Below are 25,405 nucleotides of genomic sequence, written 5' to 3' on the forward strand. Positions count from 1 at the left end.
GCATTTTTTAAATTCAAACTGAGTATAAGAAATAAGATTGAGTTTTAAAATAAAATTTATTCATGCGATTGCCCTGGTAGATAAATTTAAAATGTTGACTTTAGTAGTGGAGTATGCTATAATTTGTAAAGATAATAAAGCAGAAGCCATCCGCTTCTCACCTATTGGCTAGAGCTGATTAGGTTAATAATGAAGCAGAACTTCTTTGATAAGGGGGTAGTATGCTTGATTTGGAACTTTGCGGGTGGTCTATGTCAAAATAGACCATCTTTTTGTTTTAAAACTCAGGAGGTGTAAAAAATTAGTAGGGATTTAAAAGTGAACGAAAAAATTAGAGCTAGAGAGGTCCGAGTAGTAGACAATGAAGGTGATCAGATAGGAATTATGCCTTTAAAGAAGGGGTTGAGTCTAGCTAGAGACAAGGGCTTGGACTTAGTAGAGGTAGCTCCTAATGCTGAACCACCGGTTTGTAGAATTTTGGACTATGGTAAGTATAAGTACGAACAGGCTAAAAAGGCTCAGGAAGCTAAGAAGAATCAGAATGTGATGAATGTTAAAGAGGTACAGATGAGTGTTAAAATTGAAGAGCATGACTTCAATGTTAAGGTAGATATGGCTAAGAGGTTTTTAAATAATAAGGATAAAGTTAAAGTTAAGATTAAGTTTAGAGGTAGAGAGATTACTCATAAAGACTTAGGTTATGATTTAATGGAAGATTTTTATGCTGAACTAGAAGATTTGGCTAAAATAGAGAGTAAGCCCAATGTAGAAGGGCGCGACATGATAATGATTTTAACGCCCGAGAGTGATAAGTAGAGAATTTATTTTAAAGGAGGTAATTAATCGATGCCTAAAATGAAGACTCATAAAGGAGCTAAGAAGCGCTTCACTAAGACAGCTAAAGGTAAGTATAAGCGTAAAAAGACTAAAAGAAATCATCTGTTAACTAAAAAAAGCGGTAAAAAGAAGCAGCAATTGAGAAAGAATGCTGTAGTTGCTAAAAGTGATGAGCAAAAATTGGATGAACTACTACCTTATGAGTAGTTGAAGATAAATTTTGAGGTGAAGGAGGGATTAGGATGCCGCGCGTTAAACGAGGAAATAGACGTTTGAAGAAAAGAAAGAAGGTTTTAAAGTTAGCTAAAGGATACTTTGGTTCTAAAAGTAAGCTTTTTAGACCTGCTAAAGAGCAGGTGTTGAAGTCCTTACATTATGCTTATAGAGATCGTAAGCAGAAGAAAAGAAACTTTAGAAAGCTATGGATTACTAGAATCAATGCTGCTGCTAGACAGCATGGTCTTTCTTATAGTAGGTTTATTCATGGTTTAAGAGAAGCAGAGGTTGATATTAACCGAAAAATGTTAGCTGAATTAGCGGTCAATGATGAGCAAGCTTTTGGTGATTTAGTTGATTTAGCTAAAGATAATATTTAGACTTAAAGGGTATGGAAGTTTTTCCATACTCTTTTACTTTACATAAATTGATAGTTGTAGTATAATAAAGCTAATTAAAATTTGATAGTTAAAACGCTTAATCTTAAAAGGATATATCCTTTTAAGACTGGGGGACCCACTTTTTTTGGGGTGAATCTGGCTTTCAGGCTTAGTAATAAGATTGAAGGCTGGTAGGGTGAACTCTTTCCGTCCGAATCCGACAGCTAACCTCGGCAGCGTAGAAGGGGAAGACTATATTTTATTAACCACAGGTAAGTGTTCCTTAGTCTGTGGTTTTTCTATATCTAATTTTCTTTAAGGTGGTGTGTTTTGTGCAAGGTAATAATAGGTCAGTTTTTAGCACTTTAAGTCCAGCCCAAGTGCTTTCTTTAGGCTATCTAACAGTTATTTTAACAGGCACTATACTACTTTCTTTACCCTTTGCTACTGTAGAAGCGGGAGGAATGGCTTGGTTAGATGCTTTATTTACTGCCACTTCGGCTACGGCAGTGACGGGTTTGATTGTGGAGAATACCAGTACCTTTTTTACTCTCTACGGCCAGATAGTGATTTTAATTTTAATTCAGATTGGCGGTTTAGGATTAATGACTATGTCTACCCTATTGGCGGTGATAGTGGGCAAGAAAATTTCTTTAAAACAAAGATTAGTTTTACAACAGGATTTGGATCAGCTTAATTTATCAGGAGTTATTGATTTGGTTAAATACATATTAGCAGTTACCTTTGTAATTGAAGGCAGTGGAGCTTTGATTTTATTTTTGCGTTTTTGGCAGGATTATCCTCCTTTGAAGGCTCTTTATTACGGGATTTTTCATTCAGTTTCAGCCTTTAATAATGCGGGTTTCGATATCTTTGGTAATAGTTTAGAAGCTTTTACGGGAGATATTGTGGTTAATTTGGTAATTACTACTTTAATTATTTTAGGCGGGATTGGCTTTGCAGTAATAGCAGAGCTGTATAGTGGGAAACTTAAGTTTAAAAACTTTTCTTTGCAGACTAAGCTAGTTTTAAGTGTGACTTTAATTTTGATTGTAGTAGCTGGAATGGGGGTTTTTATGTTAGAATATTCTAATGCGGCTACTATGGAAGAACTCCCTTTGGGAGAAAAGGCTTTAGCTTCCTACTTTTTAGCTATTACTCCCCGGACTGCTGGCTTTAATACGGTAGCTACTGGCAGTTTGCTAAATCCAACACTTTTCTTTATAATTATATTAATGTTTATTGGTGCTTCTCCAGGCTCTACTGGGGGAGGAGTAAAAACTACTACTGTTGGGATTATATTTGCAGTGGTTTATGCTACTGTTACTGGTAAAAGGGATATAGAGATTTTTGAACGGCGTATAGCTAAGGAGGTTATTTGCAAGTCTTTGGCCATTATAACTATTTCTTTAATGTTAATTTTCATAGTGACTATAGCCTTAAATGTTATTGAAGATATGGTTTTTTTAGATCTTTTATTTGAAGCAGTATCTGCTTTTGGAACTGTAGGTTTATCTACGGGAGTAACCGGAAGCTTATCTGAGGCAAGTAAGATATTAATTATTTTAACTATGTTTGCTGGTCGAGTAGGCCCTTTGACTTTAGCTATAGCTGTGGGCGAGAAGGAAAAGCAGCTTAATATCAGGTATCCTCAAGAGGATGTTTTAGTTGGTTAAGTAAGCAAGGAGGAATTGATGATGAAGCAGTTTGTGGTAATTGGTTTAGGACGTTTTGGAGTTAGTGTAGCTACTTTTTTAGCAGGTAAAGGTCATGATGTCTTAGCTATTGATAAGGCTGAAGAGCCCGTTCAGAATATAGCTGATCAGGTTACTCACTCTGTACAGGCTGACTCTACCGATGAGTGTGCTTTAAAGAGCTTAGGAGTCTGTAATTTCGATGCAGCGGTAGTTAGTATTGGTGATGATATTCAGTCTAGCGTGATGACTACTTTAATACTAAAGGAGTTAGGGGTGGAGTATGTATTAGCTAAGGCTCAAAATGAGATGCACGGTAAGCTACTAAATAAGATTGGTGCTGATAAGGTAGTATATCCGGAGATGGATATGGGGGTTAGAGTTGCTAAGAATTTAGTAACTTCTAATGTTTTGGACTATATAGAGTTGGCGCCTGACTATAGTATTATTGAGGTGGTAGCTACCGATAAGTTAATTGGTCATACTTTAAAGGAGTTGGATTTGAGGGCCAAGTTCGGGATTAATGTAATTGCAATTATGCGGGGGCAAGAGATCAATGTTAATCCGGAAGCGACTGATGAGATTCAAGCTAGGGATATTTTGATAGTAATGGGGCATGAAAAGAATTTGGAGAGGATTAAGGAGCATTAATAAAGATTAGGAGGATTTAAACTTATGGCTCATGGACAAGATTTTAAGCAGTCTGACGATTTGGCTAAAGACTTAGGTTTAACAGAAACTTTAACTATTGGAATTGGAGTTATGATTGGGGCTGGGATATTTATTCTACCTCGTTTTGCTATTGATGCAGCGGGCCCGGGAGCAATTTTTGCTTATATTTTGGCTGGGATATCGGCTATGATTACCGCTTCCAGTACCTCTGAATTAGCTAGCGGAATGCCTAAAAGTGGAGGTTTATACTTTTATGTTTCCCGAGCAATGGGTTCTTTTTTAGGGACTATTTCTGGTTTTTCGCTGTGGTTGAGTCTAACCTTTGCGGTTGCCTTTTATCTTAAAGGTTTTGGTGAGTATTTAGCATTATTTTTACCATTGAATGATAATTTATTAGCTATTATAGCTGGATTTTTATTTATTGGAATTAATTACATTGGAGCTAAAGAGACTGGGCGAATGCAAAATATAATTACCGGAGCTTTGATATCTATTTTAACTGTGTTTGTAGTTTGGGGATTTTTTAATGTTGATTTTGCTAATTGGTCTCCCTTTCTTCCTCATGGTACTGGTCAGATTTTACCTACTACTGCTTTAGTATTTGTCTCCTTTATAGGCTTTGGAGAAATTGCGGCAGTTGGGGAAGAGGTTAAAGATCCAGGTTATACAATGCCTCGAGCCTTAATGGGTTCAGTGTTGATTCCTACTATATTTTATGTAGTAGTGATACTGGTTACTTCGGGAATTATTCCTTATCAAGGGATAATTAATATCGAAGCTCCCTTAGTGGAAGCAGCTCAGACCTTTGCTGGAGCATTAGGAGTAATAGCTATTACTTTTGCTGCTTTATTGGCTACTGCTTCTTCGGCTAATGCTAGTGTTTTAGCTTCTACGAGGATTAGCTTTGCTATGGGAAGAGACCGAACTTTGCCGGAATGGATTAATGAAATTCACGAAAAGTTCTTAACTCCTTATAGGGCTATTTTAATAGCAGGAGTTTTGACTCCAATTTTGATTTTAACTACTAATGTTGAATTTTTATCTAAGTCAGCAGGAGTATTGACCTTAATTAATTATGGTTTAATTAACTTAGCTGTATTGATTATGAGAGCTAATCCTCCAGAAGGTTATGAACCGGAATATAAGGCTCCGGGTGCTCCTTGGTTACCAATTCTTGGTGCGATTTCATCTTTTGGAATTATCTTTTTATCTGGAACGGCTACTATTCTAAGTGCAGTAGGACTAATAATGTTGGGCTTGATTTGGTACTTTGTTTGGGGTAAGAAGAGATCAAAAGTAAAGGCAGTAGTTGATGATATAGGTTGGCAAGCTGCCTTAACAGGCAAATTAGCTGTTGAAGAGAAAGTAATACCGGAGGTAGCAGAGAAGCCTGTAGCAGAAGAGTTAATTGTAGAAGAAGGATATCAGGTTTTAACTCCAGTAGCAAATCCTAAAACTGAGAATGCTTTGTTGAGAATTACGGCTGAGATGCTGAAGTCGGCTGCTACCTTTGCTGAAGCTACTGCTTTAAATATAATTGAAATTCCGAGTCAAGTGCCGCTGGATGTGGCTAAACAGAAGGAGGATTTTTTAGCAAAGCATAGGGATGTGCAGAAAGATATACTTCAAGTAGCAGCAGACTTTGGAGAAAGAGAAAATGTTTTAATAAATCCTAGAATTATTTATTCGCGAGATAGATTTAAAGCAATCCATAATTTGATTAAAAAAGAACAAATTGACTTTTTGCTTTTAGGCTGGCACGGAACTTTTAATAAATCAAAGATACGGAGCAGTTTAGTTAAAAAATTAATCAGATTAGCTCCTTGTCCGGTTGGTGTTTTAAAGGATAATGGTTTGGAAAAGATCAAGAATATCTTAATTCCTTATCGCGGTAGCGAGCATGCTCATTGGGGAGTTGAAGTTGCTCAACGTCTAGCTTTTAACTATCCAGAGGAAAGCAAAGTAACGGTCTTAAGAGTCTTGAATCCAGGAGCTGATGCCGAACAAGAAAAAGAAGAGGCTTGGGCTGAGATTGAAGATGTGTTAACAGGTGAAATTGAGGTAGAAGTTAGAGTTGTCTTTGCTAATGATGTCACTGGCGGAATACTAACTGAAGAGTTTAACTATGATTATGACTTAATAATTATGGGTGCTTCTAAGGAATGGCGCTTTAAGAATATGTTATTTGGCTCTAAGCCGGATATCATAGCGGAAAAGGCTAATACTTCAGTGTTGATGGTAAGACGCTATGATCAACAGGTAGAGGAAATAGAAAAAGAAATAGCTAAGGAAGAAAAAATGGATATTTAAGAAGACTTGTCAGCTTATTAGGCTGGAAAATAAGAATTGGATATATTCAAAGTAAATAATAGAAGTAATGGGAGTAGGTGCAATTTATGTTTAATAGCTTAAAGACTAAAATCTTAACGAGCTATTTAATTTTAATTTTATTAATTACCGGGGTAGCTGTGTGGTCGATTAATAATTTCTTGGGATTAAGCAGTGCTATAAATGATATTATGGTAGAAAACTATCGGAGTGTAGTGGCTGCTGAAAATATGATGGGCGCTTTAGAGCGACAGGATAGCGCCCAACTCCTCTTTTTATTTGGCAAGGAAGAACGAGGTCAAGAGTTATTTAGAGAAAGTGAAAGAGAGTTTTTGAAGTGGCTTTCTAGAGCTGAAGATAATATTACTATTGCTGAAGAAGAGGAGATTATTAAGCGGATAAATGACGGTTATCTAAAGTATTTGCAGGACTTTGATCAATTACAGCCTAAATATCGTCAAGATTCTTCTCAGGCTAGAGAGTTTTATTTAGCAGAGATTATGCCTCACTTTAATCAAGTTAAAGAGTGGGCGCAAGAGTTATTAACAGTTAATCAGGAAGCAATGGTTAGTGCTCAACAAAAAGCTAACAGCAATGCTAATGAGGCTGTTTATTCTACAGCTATTGTTTCGATTTTAGCTATTATATTTGCTTTAGTATTTGGAATTTATATTTCTAATTTGATCTTAAAACCTACTGAAAAGCTAATTAAAACAGTGAAGAAGGTAGGAGAAGGAGATTTGACCCAAGAAATTAAGGTTAACTCCAAGGATGAAATTGGCGAACTAGCTTATGAGTTTAATCAAATGACTGAAAGATTAAAGGAATATGAGGAAATGAATGTTACTAAACTGATAGCTGAAAAAAATAAGTCAGAAGCTATAGTGAAGAGTATCGATAGTCCAATCATTGTTACTGATAAAGAGCATCGAATTGTTCTTTTGAATCCAATAGCTGAAAGACTGTTTCAAATTAGTGAAGAGGAAGTAATAGGCAAGCACTTTTTAGAGGTTATTAAGGAAGAGAGAATTTTTCAAAAGATTGAACAAGTAGCTGAAGAAGAAGGTTTAAAATCCGATAATAAGCAGGAAGTTTTAAAGATGGACTTTGAAGAACAAGAACGCTATTATAGATTGATGGTCACTCCAGTACCTGGTAAAGAAGAAAGGGTAAATAGAGTTATTACCTTATTGGATGATATAACTCATTTGAAAGAAATTGATGATTTGAAATCAGATTTTGTTTCTACTGCTTCGCATGAGTTTCGGACTCCTTTAACTTCTATGAATATGGGGCTAAGTCTCTTGTTGGAAGAAACTCCAGGAGGACTAAATAAAAACCAACATGATTTATTGGCAGCAGCTTATGAAGACTGTCAAAGATTAATAGAGCTGGTAGATGATTTATTGGATTTATCTAAGATAGAGTCGGGAGAAATTCAGATTGAGTTTGATGATGTGGATTTAGCTGATTTAGTAGAGGCTTCTGTGAGACCCTTGCAAAAACAAGCACAAGAACAGCAGATTGAGCTTTTAAAGAAAATACCTGCTGACTTACCACCAGTTAAAGCTGATCCTAATAAGATAGTCTGGGTTTTAAGTAATCTAATAGGTAATGCCTTACGTTATACTAAAGGAGAGGGTCAAGTAAAGGTTAAAGCTAATCAAAAAGGAAAACGAGTTTATGTATCGGTAATTGATACTGGAATTGGAATACCAGAGGAGTATCATGATAAGATTTTTGATAAGTTTGTGCGAGTAAAAGGAGATGCTGCTATTAATGTTAGTGGTACTGGGCTAGGATTGGCTATTGTAAGAGAAATAGTGGAGGCTCATAGTGGAAAGATTTGGGTAGAAAGTGAAGTTGATCAAGGAAGCACTTTTACTTTTACTCTACCTGTGGCTAAATAGGAGGAAGAATAATGAGTAAGATATTATTAGTAGAAGACGATAAGAATATAATTTTAGCTATTAAAATATGTCTAGAAGAGGCTGGTTATCAAGTAACGGTAGTAAGGAATGGAGTAACTGCTGTGGAGAGAGCTTTTGCTGAAAAACCGGACTTAATATTACTGGATATCTTATTGCCTAAGTTAAATGGTTATTTAGTTTGTGAAGCATTGCAGGAAGATGAGGAAACTAAAGAAATTCCGATAGTGGTTTTAAGTGTTAAATCAGAACAGAAGGATATTCAAAAGGCTATGCAGTTAGGAGCAGCAGACTATTTAGTTAAGCCTTTTGAGCCTGAAGAACTACTGACTAAGGTTGAAGAAAATATTTAAAGGAGTGATAGTAGTGGTTAGGGTTTTAGTTATAGATGATGAGAAAAATATTCGTAAGACTTTAAGTAGTTGCTTAGAAGTAGGGGATTATGAGGTGGAAACTGCGGTTAATGGAGAGGATGGGATAAGTAAATTTTCGGAGCAAGAATATGATTTGGTTCTGTTAGATATGAAGATGCCTGGAATGGATGGAATAGAAACTTTAAAAAAGTTAAAAAAGATTGATTCTAAAATTGAAGTAATAATGATAACTGCCTATGGTACTATTGAAACAGCGGTAGAAAGTATGAAATTAGGTGCTTGTGATTATTTAAGAAAGCCTTTTTCGCCTACAGAGATTAGAAATATAGTAGACCAGATATTAGCTAGAAAAGAGCTTGATGAAGAGGAGTTAGTAGACTTTGGCTCATATGTTGAGTTTGCTAAGTCCTGTATTAATCAACGTCAGTACGATAGAGCTGTTGAAACTTTAAGAGAAGCTATTAGTATTGATTCTAGTCAACCTGAGCCTTTTAATTTATTAGGAGTTTTATTGGAACTTGATGGTAAAGTAAAAGAGGCTCAAAAGCAGTATCGGGCTGCTTTAGCTTTGGACCCAACTTATAAGCCGGCTCAAGATAATTTGGAAAGAACGAGTAAGTTTGATTATAAGTTACAGGGTATGAACTTAGGTGAAGATTATTATCAGGAAACTGATAATAAGGAAGAGACTAGAAATAGTAAGTGAAAAGGTTGAGGTGATTAATTATGTATATTTTAATAGTTGGTTGTGGTAAAGCAGGTTCTTATTTAGCTAACTCTCTTTCAAAAAAAGGTGAAGAAGTAGTGGTTATTGATAAAAAAGAGAGTGCTTTTAATAACTTAACATCTGAATTTACAGGTTTTACTCTTTTGGGGGATGCTACAGAATTTGAAATACTTGAAGAGGCTAAAATTGAACAAGCTGATGTAGTTGTTGCTACTACTACTAATGATAATGTTAATTCCATGATTGCTCAAATTGCTAAAGAGATATTTGGGATATCTAAAGTTTTAGCTAGAGTTTTTGCTCCCCGCAGGGAGGAAATTTACAGACAAATGGAGATTGATACCGTTTGTCCAACTACCCTTTCGGTAATGGAGTTTGAAAGAGCTATCTTTGATAGTTAAGGAAGGTGAATAAAGGATGAAAGTAATAATTATTGGTGGAGGAAAAGTAGTTTATTTCTTAGCGAAAACATTTTTTTCTAAAGGATATGAGGTTTCAATTATAAATTTAGACCGAGATTACTGTGAAATATTAGCTAAAAAGCTAAAAGCTAATATTATCTGTGGTGATGGTTCAGACCCACGGATTTTAGAAGATGCTGGAGCTTTGCAGGCCGATTTAGTGGTAGCCTTAACTCCTAATGATCAGGATAACTTGTTTATTTGTCAATTAGCAGAATTGAAATTTGATGTACCAAAGACCTTTGCTTTGGTAAATAACCCCACTAATGAATGGATTTTTCAAAAGTTAGGTGTTACTAAAGTGATTAGTACTACTTCTATTGTTTCTTCTTTGATCGAACAGAAAGTAGCGGTTGATGATATAACTAACTTATTACCAGTAGAAGAGGGAAGAGTTACAATTAGTGAAGTGGTTATTAATAATGATTCTCCAGTTGTAGGAAAGCGATTAAAAGAGGTACAATTACCTAAAGAGTCTATTTTGGGTTCAATTATTAGAAAAGAAGAGGTAGTTATTCCTAGTGGAGATACTGAGTTATTGGTAGGAGATAAGGTGATTGCTATTACTATGCCGGAAAATCAGGGCCAAGTTTTTAATGTTCTTTTAGGTTCTGAAAATGGAGGTTAAACTATGAGATACATTGAAGTTTTGAAAAATAGATATAGGTTGATAGTTAAGTATTTAGGGATATTAACCATAGCAGTTGGTTTTTTTCTGTTGTTACCTTTGTTATTTTTGGTATTTTATCCGAGTGAAATTGATCATCTGAATTATTTTTTGTGGCCGGCCTTATTGGCAATAAGCTTAGGACTTATATTTTGGAAGTTTGGAAAAAATAACTCCACAGATGTAATTTTATCTTTGGAAGAAGGAGGAATAATAGTCCTAGGTGCTTGGATAATAGCTATTCTTTTTTCTAGCTTTCCCTTTCTTCTAGCCGATAAATTGAACTTTACTAATGCTATTTTTGAAGCAGTTAGTGGTTGGACTACTACTGGACTGTCAGTAATCAATGAAGCTGAAACTTCCAATTTATTTTTATTATGGAGAAGTTTAATGCAGTTTTTTGGTGGAGCGGGATTAGCTGTAATTATGCTATCGGCAATTATTGGTCCACATGGACTAGGGCTTTACCAAGCTGAAGGTAGATCGGATAAGTTATTACCTCATGTGCGTCGTTCTACTAAATTGATTATGACTATCTATTCTGGTTATACTTTGGCCGGTATTGTCTTGTATTGGTTAGCGGGGATGAGTTTATTTCATGCTTTTAACCATTCAATAGCTGCTTTGTCTACGGGAGGATTTTCCACTAAAGTAGCCAGCATTGGAGCTTGGAATAGTATTTCTATAGAGTTGATTACCTATATTTTAATGTTATTGGGAACTATTAATTTCGCTACTCATTATGTGCTTTTAAGAGGGGATTATAAAACCTTCTTTAAAAATGGAGAAATTAGGATTTTAACTTTTTTAATGACTTTCTTTATTCCCATAATTGCTTATTTTTCTTTGCAAGGTTTATATGAAAGCTTAGGTCAAGCTTGGCGGGTGTCAATTTTTTCGGTGATTTCTGGTTTATCTACTACTGGTTTTTCTATTGAAGTATTTAGCAATTGGAACGATTTTGGAATTTTAGCTATGGTTATCTTAATGTTAATTGGAGGAGGAACTGGTTCTACTGCTGGAGGTATTAAACTGTATCGGATTTATTTATCTTTTAAATCTCTGGTATGGAACTTGAAGTCTCATTTTCAACCTGAAAATATCGTAGTTAAAAACTATATTTGGCGAGGAGAGAAAAAGCTATATATAGAGCCGGGCCATGTTCGAGAGATAGCTAACTATATTTTACTTTATTTAATAACTTATTTTACTGGAGTTTTAATTTTCTTGACTCAAGGTTATAAATTACAGGAATCTATGTTTGAATTTGCTTCGGCGCTGAGTACTGTAGGTCTATCAATTGGAATTACTGCTCCTGATGCACCAAAAATTATTCTTTGGACAGAAATTGTGGGCATGACTTTAGGTAGATTGGAGTTTTTTGTAATCTTCTTTGCTACAGTAAAATTAATTAGAGATCTGAAATTGATAGCTAGAAGTAATTAAAAATAAGTTTTCACAAACTCCCAAGTTATAATTAGCTATTAAAGTGGAGATATTAAGCTATATAGCTTGGGGGGAGACTATTTATGAATTTAGAAAGTAGAGCTGTATCACCAGCTAGGTTTTTGGCTGTAGGCTATGTTATCGTAATTATAATCGGCACTATCCTCTTATCTTTGCCGATAGCTACTGCTGGTGAACAGGGATTAAATTTGCTAGATGCTCTGTTTACTGCTACTTCAGCTACGGCGGTGACCGGTTTGATAGTGGTGGATACTGGCAGTTACTTTTCACTCTTTGGTCAGTCGGTAATTTTGCTCTTAATTCAGATTGGCGGTTTAGGATTTATGACTAGTTCTACTATTCTAGCCTTACTATTAGGTAGAAAGATTAATCTAAATGAACGGATAATTATTCAAGAAGAGCTCAACTATTTTAATTTAGATGGCTTGATTAATTTAGTCAGATACGTAAGTCTATTAACCTTCGGCATTGAACTGCTGGGGGCTGTTTTGCTTTTCCTAAGGTTTATATTTACTTATTCAGCATCTAAAGCAGCTTATTACTCTGTTTTTCACGCTATTTCTGCTTTTTGTAATGCTGGTTTTGCTCTTTGGGCTGATAGTTTGGAGGCTTTTAGTGGGGAATTATATGTTAATTTAATAATTACTTCGCTGTTTATCATTGGTGGAATTGGCTTTGCAGTAATCGCTGATCTTTATCGCAAACGTAGTTTGAATAATCTTTCTCTAAATACTAAGCTGGTCTTAACAGTTACTATTTCTTTGATTTTACTAGGTAGCCTAGTTATTTTTGCTTTAGAGTCTTTTAATCCAGCTACTTTACAGTACTCTTCCTTAAAAGAAAGAGTTATAGCTGCTTACTTTCAAGGAGTGACCCCGCGGACTGCTGGTTTTAATACGATTCCGATTGGAAAAATGACCGAGGCTAGTCTATTTTTTACTATAATTTTGATGTTTATTGGTGCATCCCCAGGTTCTACCGGAGGAGGATTGAAAACTACTACTATTGGGGCTTTACTGGCGGTGGTTTATAGTTTAGCCCAGGGCAGTGATGAAGTAGAGCTTTTTAAACGTAGATTGGGGCGAGCTACTATTTATAAAGCTTTAGCTGTAATTATAATTTCTCTTTTTTGGATTTTAGTAGTGACTATGGTACTGACTATTACCGAAGAGGCTAATTTTTTAGCGGTTTTATTTGAATCGGTTTCAGCTTACGGAACGGTAGGCTTATCTACGGGAGTTACGGGTGATTTAAGTAGTATTGGTAGAGTGATGATTATTTTAAGTATGTTTTTGGGTAGAGTGGGCCCGCTTACCTTAGCTATAGCCATTGGCGAAAAAGAGCGTCAGGGTAAGCTTCGTTATCCGGAGGAGAAAATACTTATTGGTTGATAATTGCTTGTCAACATTGATATGTTTTGATACCATATGTCTAGGTAGGAAAAATTAAGATTAGGGGGCATATCAATGGAAATAAAAAAATCAGATCTATTTGGAATAGGAAAAAAATATTCTTTAAAAACTACTGAAGATGAAATTTTAGTTTTGATAATTCATCATAATGGTAAAAGAGAGTTATATTTTTTAGATGATGAAGAGGATGATGAAGCTAAGTTCAGTGTTCAGCTTACAGACTTGGAAGCTCGGGAAATTGGTGCTTTAATAATGGGTTCAGACTATCAGCCAGCAACTGAAAAACAGGCTCGGATGTTACATGATGATATATTAATCGAATGGGTTGAGGTTAAGCCTACTTCATGTTTAACTGATAAGACTATTATTGAAACTGATTTGAGAGCTAAAACAGGGGTTACTATACTAGGGATTAAAAGAGGAGAAAGTTTTATTGGCAGTCCAGATCCAGAGGAAAAAATGATTAATGGTGATATTATAATGGTAACTGGTAAAAAAGAGGCTATAAATTACTTTAAAGAAATGTGTTACGGGGAGTTGGAAGGATAGATGATTGACTTTGACTTATTTCTTTTATTGGGTGGACTAATGTTATTAATATTAGGTTTATTTGATTATCTATCCTATAGATTTAATTTTTCCTCCTTGATAGTATTTATCTTGTTAGGGATTGGGGGTAGTTTTTTTATAGAAAGCCCTCCTGCTTTACATTTAATAGCTGAGATAGGGATTGTATTGCTATTTTTTTTATTAGGTTTGGAGTTTCCCCTGAGTCGAATGATGGAGATACTACCTAAAGGCTGGTTAGCTGCTTCACTGGATGTGGTTTTTAATGTAGGGATTAGCTTTTTAATCAGCTTTTTATTTGGTTTAGATTTATTAACTTCTTTCTTTATCGGGGCTATTGTTTATGCTAGTAGCTCTTCAATTACCCTTAAGCTGTTAGAAGAAGAGAATAGATTAGCTAATCAAGAGACTGAATTCATACTGATGATTTTAATATTTGAAGACTTAATTGCTCCTATTCTAGTTTCATTTTTTGCTGGTATTTATCAAGGTGATAATTTTTCTCCGGCTTTTGTAGGCTCATTATTTATGCGAATGATCTTATTGACAGTGGGAGCAGTAGTTTTGGGTCATTTTGTTTTTAAAAGAATGGATGGCTTTGTAGAGAAGTACTTAGATGAAAACTTTGTAGTTCCTTTGGTAGTGGGATTAGCTTTAGCTTACTCCGGCTTAGCTATTTATTTAGGTTTGTCAGAAGTACTAGGTGCCTTTTTAGCTGGAATTATGCTTTCGGAAATAGAGCACGCACATGAATTGGAGAAGTTAATTTTACCTTTGCGAAATATTACTTTGCCTTTCTTTTTCTTCTGGTTTGGAACGACGATTTATTTAGGAGGAGGAATAGAATGGCCTATATTGTTAATTGCTTTAATAGTATGGTCAATTATTGCTAAAATGTTAGTAGCTTATTTAGGAGGCAAAGCCTTTGGGTTGAAACAAAAGGTGGCTTTAAGAGGAGGTTTTTCTTTAGTACAACGAGGAGAATTTTCGGCAATTATAGCTGCTTTAGCTCCAGTTGCTTTGAGAAGTTTTGCTGGTATTTATATAGTGTTGATTGCTTTTTTAGGAGTTTTCTTTTTTAAGAAGGCTCCGGTATTAAGTGCAAAGCTTGATAGGAGTATTAGCTTTGCTTTTCTTCAGAGTCAGGAAAAGGGAGGAATTGACTAATAATGTCCGAAATAATTTCTAGCTTACATAATTCTAAAATTAAATTTCTGCGCTCCTTATACAAAAAAAAATATCGCCGGGAGCATCAGAAATTCATCTTAGAGGGGAGTAGAATTATCAGCGATGCCTTAGCAGCAGAGGCTGAGATCCATCAAGTCTTTTATTCGGCGGACTTTTTAACAGACCAGCAGAGCCAAGAATTAATTGAAGATTTAAAAGCTGAAGCTGAAGTGATAGAGATAACTGATTCCTTGCTAGCAGAGCTAGCAGATACTGAAACTCCGCAAGGAATCATAGCTATTGTAGATCAGCCTCAATTTGAGATCAGTGACTTTCTGGCTGAGGAGAATGACTTTTATTTAGTAGTAGATCGAGTGCAAGATCCGGGGAACTTAGGAACTATCATCAGAACGGCCGATGGGGCCGGAGTAGACGGAGTGTTTTTATTAAAGGGCACCGTTGATATTTATAACTTAAAGACTATTCGGGCCACTATGGGGGCCCTATTTAGAGTACCGATCTTTAATTTGGAAGGGCCCGCTGAACTAGAAGAACTACTGCTAAAAGAAGAACTACAGATTGTAGTTGGTGATCTTGGGGCTGAAGACTATTACTATCAATTAGACTATACTCAGCCTACGGCAGTGGTAGTAGGGAATGAAGGAGCGGGCCCGCAGCCGGAAACATTAGCTTTAGCTGACTCAAAAGTAAAAATTCCTCTCACTGAAGGTGCAGAATCTCTGAATGTAGCTATTGCTACTGGAGTAATGCTTTATGAGATTGTTAGGCAGAGGGCTTAACTTTTTATTTTAATTGAAGGAGTTTTTTAATGTTCAGAGATAAAATTTTATAATCACTTGTCAAGGTGATTTAGGTGTGATATAATTTATTTCAAATAAGGGACTTAAAACTCCTTGAAAGGGTGTGGTCTTTAATGCTGACCGCAGTTTGGTTTTGGAGGATTTTTGAAAAGACGGGTTCTATAGAAGCTTATCTAGCTTATAGATCTTTTTTAGACTCATAATCAAACATAAAATTTTAGATAATTCAATATAGGGTAAAGGTGATGAAGGAGTAAAGTAGTTTAGAGTTAATCTTTTAAGGGAGTAGATACCATTGACTGCGAGTATCTGCAAGATATTCTAAATGAAATTCACTCTGGAGCTATCGGCTGAATAGATAAGTAGGTTAGATCGGCTTCCTACCGTTAACAGGAGTAAGAGTTTTAACTAGGGTGGTACCACGAGCTCTCTCGTCCCTGACAGGACGCGAGGGCTTTTTTATATTTTAAGATAGTTTTGAAGGAGGAAATAAAATATGGAAGAGAAATTGGAAAATATTGAAGCAGAGGCTAAAGCAGCTATAAAAGAAGCAACAGATTTAGATGGTTTAGAAGAGTTAAGAGTTAAGTATTTAGGAAAAAAAGGCCAGGTTACTGAAATTTTGCAAGGAATAGGTGACTTAGAGCCGGAACAGAGACCAGTGGTGGGTAAGCTAGGTAATCAGATTAAGTCTAGACTGGAGGCTTTGATTGAGGATAAGGAAGAAGAGCTAAAGGAGTTACTTAAGCAAAAGAAGTTGGAGGAAGAGCAGATAGATGTTACCTTACCAGGGGTTAAAGAGGGGTACGGTTATCAGCATCCTTTGACTCAGACTTTAGCTGAGATTAAAGAGGTTTTTTTAGGATTAGGTTTTAGCATTGCTGAGGGCCCGGAGGTAGAGAAGGATTACTATAACTTCGAAGCTTTAAATATTCCTAAAACCCATCCGGCCCGTGATATGCAGGATTCTTTTTATATATCCGCAGATATTCTGTTAAGAACTCATACTTCGCCGGTACAGATTAGAACTATGAAGCAGTCTGAAGTACCGATTAGAATTATTGCTCCGGGGCGAGTTTATCGAGTGGATGAGGTAGATGCTAATCACTCGCCAGTTTTTCATCAGGTAGAAGGTTTAATGGTAGGTCAGGATATTTCTTTTAGCCAGCTAAAGGGAATTTTAATTGAGTTTGCCCAAGAAATGTTTGGAGCAGACCGGGAAGTACGCTTTAGACCAAGCTATTTTCCCTTTACTGAGCCTAGTGCTGAGGTGGATGTTTCTTGTATTGTCTGTGCTGGGGAAGGCTGTCGAGTCTGTTCACAGACCGGTTGGTTAGAGATTTTAGGTTCGGGGATGGTGCACCCGCGCGTCTTAGAGATGTCCGGTTTAGATCCCCAGGAAGTGAGCGGTTTCGCTTTTGGAATGGGAGTGGAAAGAATTGCGATGTTGAAGTACGGAATTACCGATATTCGACTCTTTTATGAAAATGATATGCGATTTTTAGAGCAGTTTTAATTTAAATTGAGGAGGTAATTTAATTAATGAAGGTATCCTATAAATGGTTGCAGGAGTATATAGATTTTGATTATACCCCGCAGGAGCTGGCCCATAAGCTAACTATGGTGGGTTTAGAAGTAGATCAAGTGGAGTTTCAGGCGGCGGGATTAGCAGATATAGTAGTAGGAGAGGTTTTGGAGATTAATGACCATCAAAATGCTGATAAACTATCGGTTTGTGAAGTTGATTTAGGCAGTACTCAGGAGCAGATAGTCTGTGGAGCTAAAAATATGGAAGTAGGCGATAAAGTGCCGGTAGCTCCTGTAGGCAGTACTTTGCCGGGAGGAATGGAAATTAAGGAAGTGGAGCTTAGAGGAGTAAAGTCCCGGGGGATGATGTGCTCTGCTGATGAGTTGGAGTTGCAGGAAGAGCGAGCCGAGGGGTTGTTGATCTTGCCAAATGATTTAGAAGTAGGAGCCAGCTTTGTAGAGGTCTGGGGATTGGATGATATAGTCTTTGAACTGGATTTGACGCCTAATTATGCTGATTGTTTAAACATCTTAGGAGTAGCTCGGGAGATAGCAGCTATGACTGGTAATCCTTTGCAGATGCCGGAACCTGAGGTCGAGGAGTCGGCGGAAGCAGTTAGTGAGTTGACTTCGGTGCAGGTAGAGGATGAAGAGCTGTGTCCTCGTTATACGGCCCAGGTGATTAAAGATGTAAAGGTTGAGGAGTCTCCCCAATGGTTACAGAGAAGACTGGAGGCAGCGGGAATTCGACCTATTAATAATATCGTTGATGTTACTAACTACGTAATGATGGAGTTCGGACAGCCGATGCATGCCTTTGATTATGATCAACTAACTGAAAATCGAATAGTAGTTAGAACTGCTCAAGCAGGGGAAAAGATAGTAACCTTAGATGAAGAAGAGCGAGAACTTGATGAAGAGATCTTAGTAATTGCCGATGCTGAGGAACCGGTTTGTATAGCTGGAGTAATGGGGGGATTGGATAGTGAAGTAAGCGCGGAGACTACTAATGTACTTTTGGAGGCAGCTAACTTCGATCCAATTCGGACTCGGCAGACGGCTAAAAAGCTAGGTTTACATAGCGAGTCTTCACACCGTTTTGAGCGGGGAGTGGATATTAACGGAGCGGTGCGGGCCAGCAATAGAGCTGTAGAGCTGATTTTAGAGTTAGGAGGAGGCGAAGTAGCGCAAGGAGTAATAGATGTTTACCCTAATCCGGTGGAAGCTAAAGAGCTGGATTTGAGAGTGAACCGAGTTAACTCCCTGTTAGGAACCGAAATTGCTAAAGAAGAGATGATGGAAATGTTAGCTAAGCTAGAGTTTGAGGTGAGTAGTGCTGAAGCAGGAGTGATTAAGGTTAAGGTGCCTACCTTTAGAGGTGATGTGAGTAGAGAAGCCGATTTAGTGGAAGAGATTGCTAGGGTTTATGGTTATGAGCGGATCGAGGCGGAACTGCCAGCGGGCCCGATTATTCAAGGTAAGAAGAACAAGCAGCAGTTTTTACGAGATAAAACTTTAGAGCTTTGTACTGGTTTAGGGTTATCAGAGGTGATGACCTTTAGCTTTATTAGTTATGCAGACTTGGATAGGCTGGGGCTACCCGCCGATAGTCAGTTGAGGGAGGCAGTTGAACTAGCTAATCCCTTAAGCTCTGATTACGAGATTATGAGAACTACCTTAGTACCTAGTCTTTTGGAAGCCTTAAGTAGAAATCTAAATCATAACTGTGAACAGGTAGAGATTTTTGAGCTGAGTAAAGTTTTTATTCCTACTGAGTCAGGAGAATTGCCTGTAGAAAGAGAAGTTTTAGCTGGAGCTTTAATGCAAGAGTCTGAAAGAGAAGAAGTTTGGAACTTAGATGCTGTTAACTTCTTTACTTTAAAAGGAAAGCTCGAAGAATATCTAGAACAGATCGGGATTAGTGATTATCAATTTACTGAAGGTGAAAATACAATCTATCATCCCGGACGAGTAGCTGAGGTAGAGATAGCCGGGGAAGCAGCTGGATTTTTAGGTGAACTACATCCTAATTTAATTGAAGAGTATGATTTATTGCCCAGAACGGTTATCTTTGAACTGGAGTTTGCAGTTATAGTAGAACATACTGTTAGGGGTCATACTTATAGCGAACTGCCTAAGTATCCAGCTTCTACTCGCGATATTGCTTTAGTAGTAGGAGAGGAGATTAACTCTCAGCAGATAGAAAAGGTAATTAAAGAGGTGGCTGGAGACTTAATAGAAAGGATAGAACTATTCGATCAGTATCGAGGTGAGCAGATCGGCCAAGATGCCAAGAGTTTAGCCTACTCTCTTAGCTATCGGGCTAATGATAGAACTTTAACTGTTGAGGAAGTAAATGAATTACAAGCAGAGATAGAAGCAGAACTGGATAATAGATTAGGAGCTAAAATTAGAGAATAAGTTATTGAGCCTACCTGGTACTTTCAGGTAGGCTTTTTAAAATTATTGTTTAACTTTAAAAAGCCTCGCTTATGAGAATAGGCGGGGTTTTTTATATTTTTAGAGGGATATATTAGTTGCTGATTATTTTAAGTGGGACATAAATTATTGATTTATAAATGCATTATAGCGATACATTTCTGTATCAGAAGCGGCTGAGGATTGGTATTAGTTAAGTGTCTAGCTTTTAAGGTTATAGAAAAACAATTAAATAGCCACTAAAGATTCAATAATGAATCATTTTCTAATTTTGGAGTCGGATTAAGTAGTTGGTTAAGTGTTTTTAACTAAGCTAATCAAGGGGAGATAGCTATTAATTGTAGTTTTTTAAGTGATTTTACCGTTTTTTTAGTTTCTGGCACGTAAGTTGCATTTATTAATAGGTGAAGATGATAAATAAATAAAAAATAATTCGGAGGTGTTATTAATGGCAGAAATAGTTTCGATAGAAGCAGCACTAGCTGAGATAGAAGATGGTTCTAAGGTGATGATTGGAGGATTTATGGCAATCGGCACTCCCGAAAACTTAATAGACGCAATGGTAGAGCGGGAAATTAAAGACTTAACGGTTATTGCTAATGATACCGGTATACCTGAGCAAGGGATTGGTAAGTTGATAGCTAATAAGCAGATTAAGAAGATGATTGCAACTCATATTGGGCTTAATCCTGAGACAGGTAGGCAGATGAATGAAGGTGAGTTGGAAGTAGAGCTGATTCCTCAGGGTACTTTGGTAGAACAGATTAGAGCAGCAGGAGCCGGTTTGGGTGGTTTCTTGACACCTACTGGGATTGGTACTGTAGTAGAAGAAGGTAAAGAGAAGATTGAGGTTGATGGTGAGGAGTATTTATTAGAGCTACCAATGGGAGCTGAGATAGCCTTAGTTAAGGCCTGGAAAGCTGATAAAAAGGGTAATTTGGTGTATAGAAAGAGTGCCCGGAATTTTAATCCACCAATGGCTATGGCAGCTGATTTAGTGATAGTGGAAGCAGAGGAAATCGTAGAGGTAGGAGAAATAGACCCGGATCAGGTAATGACTCCGGCAGCTTTTGTAGATCTTATTATCGGAGGTGAAGAGTAATGGATAAGCAGCAAAAAAGAGAGATTATAACTAAAAGAATTGCTCAGGAGTTGGCTGATGGAGATATAGTTAACTTGGGTATTGGGATGCCTACTATGGTAGGAGACTATGTGCCAGAGGAAATAGATATTACTTTACAGTCGGAGAATGGATTTTTAGGATTGGGCCCGGCTCCAGAAGAGGGTAAAGAAGATAAAGACTTAGGTAATGCGGGCGGTCAACCGGTGACTATCAAACCCGGTGGTTCATTTTTCGATAGTGCTACTTCCTTTGCTATTATCAGAGGGGGGCATGTTGATGTAACAGTTTTAGGAGCTTTACAGGTAGATGAAAAAGGTAATCTAGCTAACTGGATGATTCCCGGCAAATTAGTGCCAGGAATGGGAGGAGCTATGGATCTGGTAGTAGGAGCTCAGCAGGTGATTGTAGCTAGTGAGCATACTATTAAAGGTAATCCTAAGATCTTAAAGGAGTGTGATCTGCCTTTAACTGCTAAAGAAGAAGTGAACTTGATAGTTACTGAAATGGGAGTAATAGAGGTTACGGATAAGGGTTTAGTTTTAAAGGAGATAAATCCTGAATTTACGGTAGCAGAGGTACAGGAAGCAACAGAAGCAGAGCTAACTATTTCTGATCAGTTAAAAGAAATGAAAGTTGAATAGGAGGGGATTAGATAATGAAAGAGATAGTAATTGCTAGTGCGGCCCGAACAGCTATCGGTAGTTTTGGAGGTAGCTTAAAGGATGTAGCCGCCGTTGATTTAGGAGCAACTGTGATTGAAGAAGTTTTAGAAAGAGCAGGAGTGAAGGGTGAGCAAGTAGACGAAGTGATCATGGGTAATGTGCTTCAAGCTGGCTTAGGTCAAAATCCAGCTCGACAGTCTGCTCTAAAAGCAGGACTACCGCAAGAGGTGCCGGCGATGACTATTAATAAGGTCTGTGGTTCCGGTTTGAAGACCGTTAATCTAGCTGCTCAAGCTATTAAGGCTGGTGATGGGGAAGTCTTCGTAGTCGGAGGAATGGAGAATATGAGCCAGACTCCTTACTTGCTGGATAATGCTCGCTGGGGAGAGAAGATGGGCCATGGTGAATTAACAGATGTAATGATTAGAGACGGTCTGTGGTGTGTTTTCAACGACTATCATATGGGAATTACGGCCGAGAATATTGCTGAAAAGTATGGAATCAGCCGCGAAGAACAGGATCAGTTTGCAGCTAATAGCCAACAAAAAGCAGAACAGGCCTTAGCTGAGGATAGATTTGCTGAGGAGATAGCTCCGGTAGAGATTCCGCAACGTAAAGGCGAGCCAATTGTTTTTGCTAAGGATGAGTATCCTCGGGCTGGAGTTAGCGCTGAGGGCTTAGGCAAGTTAAGGCCTGCCTTTAAGAAAGATGGTACAGTTACTGCCGGAAATGCTTCCGGAATTAACGATGGAGCTGCTGCTTTGTTAGTAATGTCTAAAGAGAAAGCTGAAGAGCTGGGAGTTGAGCCTTTAGCTACCATTAAAAGCTATGCTTCCGCAGGAGTAGACCCGGCCATTATGGGGATTGCTCCAGTACCAGCTACTCAAAAGGCCTTAGCTAAAATAGATCTGGAAGTTGATGATTTGGACTTAGTAGAGGCCAATGAAGCTTTTGCTGTACAGTCCTTAGCTGTGTTAAGAGATTTAGAACTAGATGCAGCTAAAGTAAATGTCAATGGAGGTGCTATTTCCTTAGGTCATCCTATTGGAGCTAGTGGAGCTAGAATTTTAGTTACTTTACTTTACGAAATGAAAAAGCAGGATTTAGGTTATGGTTTAGCGACTCTCTGCATTGGTGGCGGACAAGGAGCAGCTACTGTAGTACAAAGGTAGCTTTGACTGTTAAAGGGGGGAGGGGATAGCTTATAACTGACAATATTTACTTTGCAAAAATGATTGTTTGAGGTGTGAAAAAGGATTATAATTAGTTATCAATTATTAAAAATTAGGGGGAATATCAATGATAAAAAGATTATCAAAGGTCTTTGTATCCTTAATCGAAGAGTATCTGCCTGATCCGTACTTATTTGCTATTGCTTTAACCTTTATAGTATTTATTTTAGGAATTTTGATGGCGGATAATACACCAGTAGAAATGGTTAATCATTGGGGAGCTGGATTTTGGGACTTATTAGAGTTTGCTATGCAGATGTGTTTAGTATTGATTACCGGTCACGTAATGGCCAATACTCCGTTATTTAGTAATATTTTAAAGAAGGTAGCTTCAGTTCCGAAGACAGCCGGCGGAGCAATTGCCTTTACTACTTTGATTTCTGCTATTGCTTGCTGGGTTAACTGGGGTTTTGGTTTAGTAATTGGCGCTTTATTGGCTAGAGAGGTAGCTAAACAGGTAGAAGGTGTGGACTATCGACTCTTAATTGCTAGTGCTTATTCTGGTTTTGTGGTCTGGCATGCTGGTTTGGCTGGTTCTGTACCTTTGACTATTGCTACTGAAGGTCACTTCATGGAAGAACTGATGGGAGTTATTCCGGTAGCTGAGACTATCTTTACTCCTTATAACTTAATTATTAGTGTTATAATTATTATTACCATTCCTTTTTTAAACAAGATGATGTTACCTAAAGAAGAGGATAGAGTAGTTGTCGATCCAGAGATTTTGAAAAAAGAGGATGAAGAAGCCGAAATAGCTGCTACTGATAATAGTATGGATACTACTGCTGACCGACTTGAGAACAGTACTTTAATCTCCATGTTATTAGGAGCTATGGGAGTTGTTTACTTAATATATTACTTTGCTAATAATGGTTTTGACCTAAACTTAAATATCGTTAACTTCTTATTCTTGACTGTAGGTATTATTTTGCATAAAACACCGCGCCGTTATTTAAAGGCCTTCGACACTGCTGTGAGAGGCTGTAGCGGTATTATCTTACAGTTCCCACTTTATTCTGGGATTATGGGGATGATGATCGGTTCTGGTTTAGCAGTGATGATGTCTGAATTCTTTGTTTCCATTGCTACTCAAACCACTCTGCCTTTCTTCAGTTTCCTTAGTGCCGGAATTGTAAACTTCTTTGTTCCTTCCGGAGGAGGACAGTGGGCCGTACAGGCGCCAATCATGGTACCAGCGGCTGTAGACTTAGGGATAGATGTTTCTAGAATCTCTATGGCAGTAGCCTGGGGTGATGCCTGGACGAACATGATTCAGCCTTTCTGGGCCCTACCCGCTTTAGGAATCGCTGGCTTAGGAGCTCGTGATATTATGGGTTACTGTATAATGGTACTGATTTGGACGGGAATTATAGCTAGTCTAGGTTTGATGTTGATTTAGAATAGGTTACTTTGGTTTAAGAGGGCTCCCAAGTTATTGGGGGCTCTTTTTCTTTAGTTGCAAAAAGAAACTTTTGCTATTTAAAGATCTGATTGACATTTTATATAATATTATAGTATAATTTTATATAAGAGGAATACTATCAAATGGGAGGTGATTAAAATTACTAAGAAGCTTATTAAGCTGATTTTAGTTACTTGTTTAGTTTTTACTTTATTATTTGTTGTTAATATTCAGGAAAGCCAGGCTATAGAAAAAGTAAATACAAGAGCAGTAGGGATGGGAGGAGCTTTCACTGCTGTTGTTGATGATTCTACTGCAATTTATTGGAATCCTGCTGGTTTAGCTCAAAATGATAATTTCTTTGAGTTAAAACTTGATCTTGCTTTTTCTGGATTCCTGTTTGATAGAGAAGGGAATTTGTTTGCAGGAGGACAAATAGGGAATTTTGGAGTTGGTGTTGTGGAAACAAGCCATGTATCTCGTTCTCTATTTAGATACCATAGTGGTAGTATCAAACAACAAGGTATTTTATCTGCTAGCCAAAAAAGAGATAATTTATCCATAGGAGCAAGCATTAAAGGTATAAGAGATCAATACCAAAAAGGAACAGATAAGGTTGAAGGAATCGGTTATGCTTTAGATGTAGGTGTTATGTATGATTTAGACTTAGGTAGAATAGGAGCAAACTTTAAAAACTTTCACTCAGCTTTGGATTGGGAAGGGGATTTAGATAGTTTTGAAGAGCTTCCTGATTCTTTAGATAATCAACTTTCAGTGGGAGTAGCAGTTGATTCGCCTTGGGCTGCTTTACCTGTGATTGATATTGTTAGCGGCGAGATGGTTTTAGATGAAGACTTTGAAAATGAAGATTATAGAGTTGGTGTCGAAGGCTCTATATTTAATAGGATATTTTTACGTGTGGGGGCCTATCAAAATCAAAATGAAGATTGGGCTAGAACTTTAGGAATGGGATTGGAGTTGTCTTTTATTAGTTTCGATTATGCAAATGTAGCTAATGAAGATGATTATCATAGTTTTTCAGCTAAAATTTCATTCTAAAGGTTGTCGCATGCTAGTCTAGCTTTCTATATGGTTCATGATGATAAGAGGTTGAAATAAAAAGGATCTTGCAGGGTAGAAAAATATGAGTCTTTACTTCATGTCCTAGCTTAATAGGACTTTTTCTTTTTTTGTTACCTTAGTTTTGTTTGCAGTTCATAATTTTCTCCTACTCTTTAAAATATTTCATTTTAGCAGATTTTCTTCCTTTTGTAAAGGATAGATAAATATGATATAGTTAGC

Annotated in this window: 23 protein-coding genes, 1 riboswitch and 1 other annotated feature; all 23 genes read left to right on the forward strand. The window is 37.2% G+C overall.

Features of this window, described 5'->3' with window-relative positions; translation table 11 throughout:
* Window positions 1–318: 318 nt before the first annotated feature.
* The 23 genes from infC to MWH30_RS08290 all read left to right on the forward strand — a co-directional run bounded on the left by infC (window position 319) and on the right by MWH30_RS08290 (window position 25,162).
* A complete protein-coding gene (infC, locus tag MWH30_RS08180; RefSeq protein WP_372494150.1) occupies window positions 319–816 on the forward strand; it encodes a translation initiation factor IF-3 in 498 nt (165 codons plus the stop codon).
* 30 nt (window positions 817–846) lie between these two features.
* On the forward strand, window positions 847–1,044 hold the full coding sequence (gene rpmI / locus MWH30_RS08185; protein ID WP_248663583.1) for a 50S ribosomal protein L35: 198 nt from the start codon (window positions 847–849) through the stop codon (window positions 1,042–1,044).
* A 35-nt stretch (window positions 1,045–1,079) separates the two neighbouring features.
* Window positions 1,080–1,433 carry a 50S ribosomal protein L20 gene (gene rplT, locus MWH30_RS08190; RefSeq protein WP_248663584.1) on the forward strand — a complete coding sequence of 118 codons (354 nt, stop codon included), beginning with the start codon at window positions 1,080–1,082 and terminating at the stop codon, window positions 1,431–1,433.
* Window positions 1,434–1,517: 84 nt separating this feature from the next.
* A riboswitch (cyclic di-AMP (ydaO/yuaA leader) is annotated at window positions 1,518–1,687 on the forward strand.
* Between the two features lie 78 nt (window positions 1,688–1,765).
* The gene (locus MWH30_RS08195) at window positions 1,766–3,109 is read left to right on the forward strand and encodes a TrkH family potassium uptake protein (RefSeq protein ID WP_248663585.1); all 1,344 of its coding nucleotides are present in this window, start codon (window positions 1,766–1,768) and stop codon (window positions 3,107–3,109) included.
* Window positions 3,110–3,130: 21 nt separating this feature from the next.
* The gene (locus MWH30_RS08200; protein ID WP_282706255.1) at window positions 3,131–3,778 is read left to right on the forward strand and encodes a potassium channel family protein; all 648 of its coding nucleotides are present in this window, start codon (window positions 3,131–3,133) and stop codon (window positions 3,776–3,778) included.
* Between the two features lie 24 nt (window positions 3,779–3,802).
* Window positions 3,803–6,109 carry an amino acid permease gene (locus MWH30_RS08205; protein WP_248663587.1) on the forward strand — a complete coding sequence of 769 codons (2,307 nt, stop codon included), beginning with the start codon at window positions 3,803–3,805 and terminating at the stop codon, window positions 6,107–6,109.
* Window positions 6,110–6,195: 86 nt separating this feature from the next.
* Window positions 6,196–8,037, forward strand: a complete 1,842-nt coding sequence (locus MWH30_RS08210; protein WP_248663588.1) for a HAMP domain-containing sensor histidine kinase — start codon at window positions 6,196–6,198, stop codon at window positions 8,035–8,037.
* 11 nt (window positions 8,038–8,048) lie between these two features.
* A complete protein-coding gene (locus MWH30_RS08215) occupies window positions 8,049–8,408 on the forward strand; it encodes a response regulator transcription factor (protein WP_248663589.1) in 360 nt (119 codons plus the stop codon).
* Between the two features lie 13 nt (window positions 8,409–8,421).
* On the forward strand, window positions 8,422–9,135 hold the full coding sequence (locus MWH30_RS08220; RefSeq protein ID WP_248663590.1) for a response regulator: 714 nt from the start codon (window positions 8,422–8,424) through the stop codon (window positions 9,133–9,135).
* Window positions 9,136–9,155: 20 nt separating this feature from the next.
* Window positions 9,156–9,557, forward strand: a complete 402-nt coding sequence (locus MWH30_RS08225; RefSeq protein WP_248663591.1) for a potassium channel family protein — start codon at window positions 9,156–9,158, stop codon at window positions 9,555–9,557.
* Window positions 9,558–9,573: 16 nt separating this feature from the next.
* A complete protein-coding gene (locus MWH30_RS08230) occupies window positions 9,574–10,245 on the forward strand; it encodes a potassium channel family protein (protein ID WP_248663592.1) in 672 nt (223 codons plus the stop codon).
* A gap of 3 nt (window positions 10,246–10,248) precedes the next feature.
* Window positions 10,249–11,730 (forward strand): TrkH family potassium uptake protein, encoded by a 1,482-nt coding sequence (locus tag MWH30_RS08235; protein ID WP_248663593.1) that lies wholly within the window; start codon window positions 10,249–10,251, stop codon window positions 11,728–11,730.
* Between the two features lie 83 nt (window positions 11,731–11,813).
* Window positions 11,814–13,142 carry a TrkH family potassium uptake protein gene (locus MWH30_RS08240; protein WP_248663594.1) on the forward strand — a complete coding sequence of 443 codons (1,329 nt, stop codon included), beginning with the start codon at window positions 11,814–11,816 and terminating at the stop codon, window positions 13,140–13,142.
* Window positions 13,143–13,217: 75 nt separating this feature from the next.
* Window positions 13,218–13,712, forward strand: a complete 495-nt coding sequence (locus MWH30_RS08245) for a cation:proton antiporter regulatory subunit (RefSeq protein ID WP_248663595.1) — start codon at window positions 13,218–13,220, stop codon at window positions 13,710–13,712.
* Entirely contained in the window at window positions 13,713–14,897 is a 1,185-nt protein-coding gene (locus MWH30_RS08250) for a cation:proton antiporter (protein WP_248663596.1), read from the forward strand.
* Window positions 14,898–14,899: 2 nt separating this feature from the next.
* The gene (locus tag MWH30_RS08255; protein ID WP_248663597.1) at window positions 14,900–15,697 is read left to right on the forward strand and encodes a TrmH family RNA methyltransferase; all 798 of its coding nucleotides are present in this window, start codon (window positions 14,900–14,902) and stop codon (window positions 15,695–15,697) included.
* A gap of 257 nt (window positions 15,698–15,954) precedes the next feature.
* Window positions 15,955–16,160: a binding site (T-box leader), on the forward strand.
* A gap of 54 nt (window positions 16,161–16,214) precedes the next feature.
* Window positions 16,215–17,234 (forward strand): phenylalanine--tRNA ligase subunit alpha, encoded by a 1,020-nt coding sequence (pheS, locus tag MWH30_RS08260; protein ID WP_248663598.1) that lies wholly within the window; start codon window positions 16,215–16,217, stop codon window positions 17,232–17,234.
* 26 nt (window positions 17,235–17,260) lie between these two features.
* The gene (gene pheT, locus MWH30_RS08265) at window positions 17,261–19,666 is read left to right on the forward strand and encodes a phenylalanine--tRNA ligase subunit beta (protein WP_248663599.1); all 2,406 of its coding nucleotides are present in this window, start codon (window positions 17,261–17,263) and stop codon (window positions 19,664–19,666) included.
* A 466-nt stretch (window positions 19,667–20,132) separates the two neighbouring features.
* Entirely contained in the window at window positions 20,133–20,786 is a 654-nt protein-coding gene (locus tag MWH30_RS08270) for a CoA transferase subunit A (protein ID WP_248663600.1), read from the forward strand.
* Window positions 20,786–21,448: a 3-oxoacid CoA-transferase subunit B gene (locus MWH30_RS08275; RefSeq protein ID WP_248663601.1), complete on the forward strand. Its 663-nt coding sequence runs from the start codon at window positions 20,786–20,788 to the stop codon at window positions 21,446–21,448. The genes MWH30_RS08270 and MWH30_RS08275 overlap by 1 nt, the downstream gene beginning before the upstream one ends.
* A gap of 14 nt (window positions 21,449–21,462) precedes the next feature.
* Window positions 21,463–22,641, forward strand: a complete 1,179-nt coding sequence (locus tag MWH30_RS08280) for an acetyl-CoA C-acetyltransferase (protein WP_248663602.1) — start codon at window positions 21,463–21,465, stop codon at window positions 22,639–22,641.
* A gap of 127 nt (window positions 22,642–22,768) precedes the next feature.
* Window positions 22,769–24,100, forward strand: a complete 1,332-nt coding sequence (locus MWH30_RS08285; protein ID WP_248663603.1) for a short-chain fatty acid transporter — start codon at window positions 22,769–22,771, stop codon at window positions 24,098–24,100.
* A gap of 153 nt (window positions 24,101–24,253) precedes the next feature.
* Window positions 24,254–25,162 (forward strand): PorV/PorQ family protein, encoded by a 909-nt coding sequence (locus tag MWH30_RS08290; RefSeq protein ID WP_248663604.1) that lies wholly within the window; start codon window positions 24,254–24,256, stop codon window positions 25,160–25,162.
* Window positions 25,163–25,405 lie beyond the last annotated feature (243 nt).

Origin of the sequence: Fuchsiella alkaliacetigena, from assembly GCF_023227765.1 — a bacterium.
GTDB classification, from domain to species: domain Bacteria; phylum Bacillota; class Halanaerobiia; order Halobacteroidales; family Acetohalobiaceae; genus Fuchsiella; species Fuchsiella alkaliacetigena.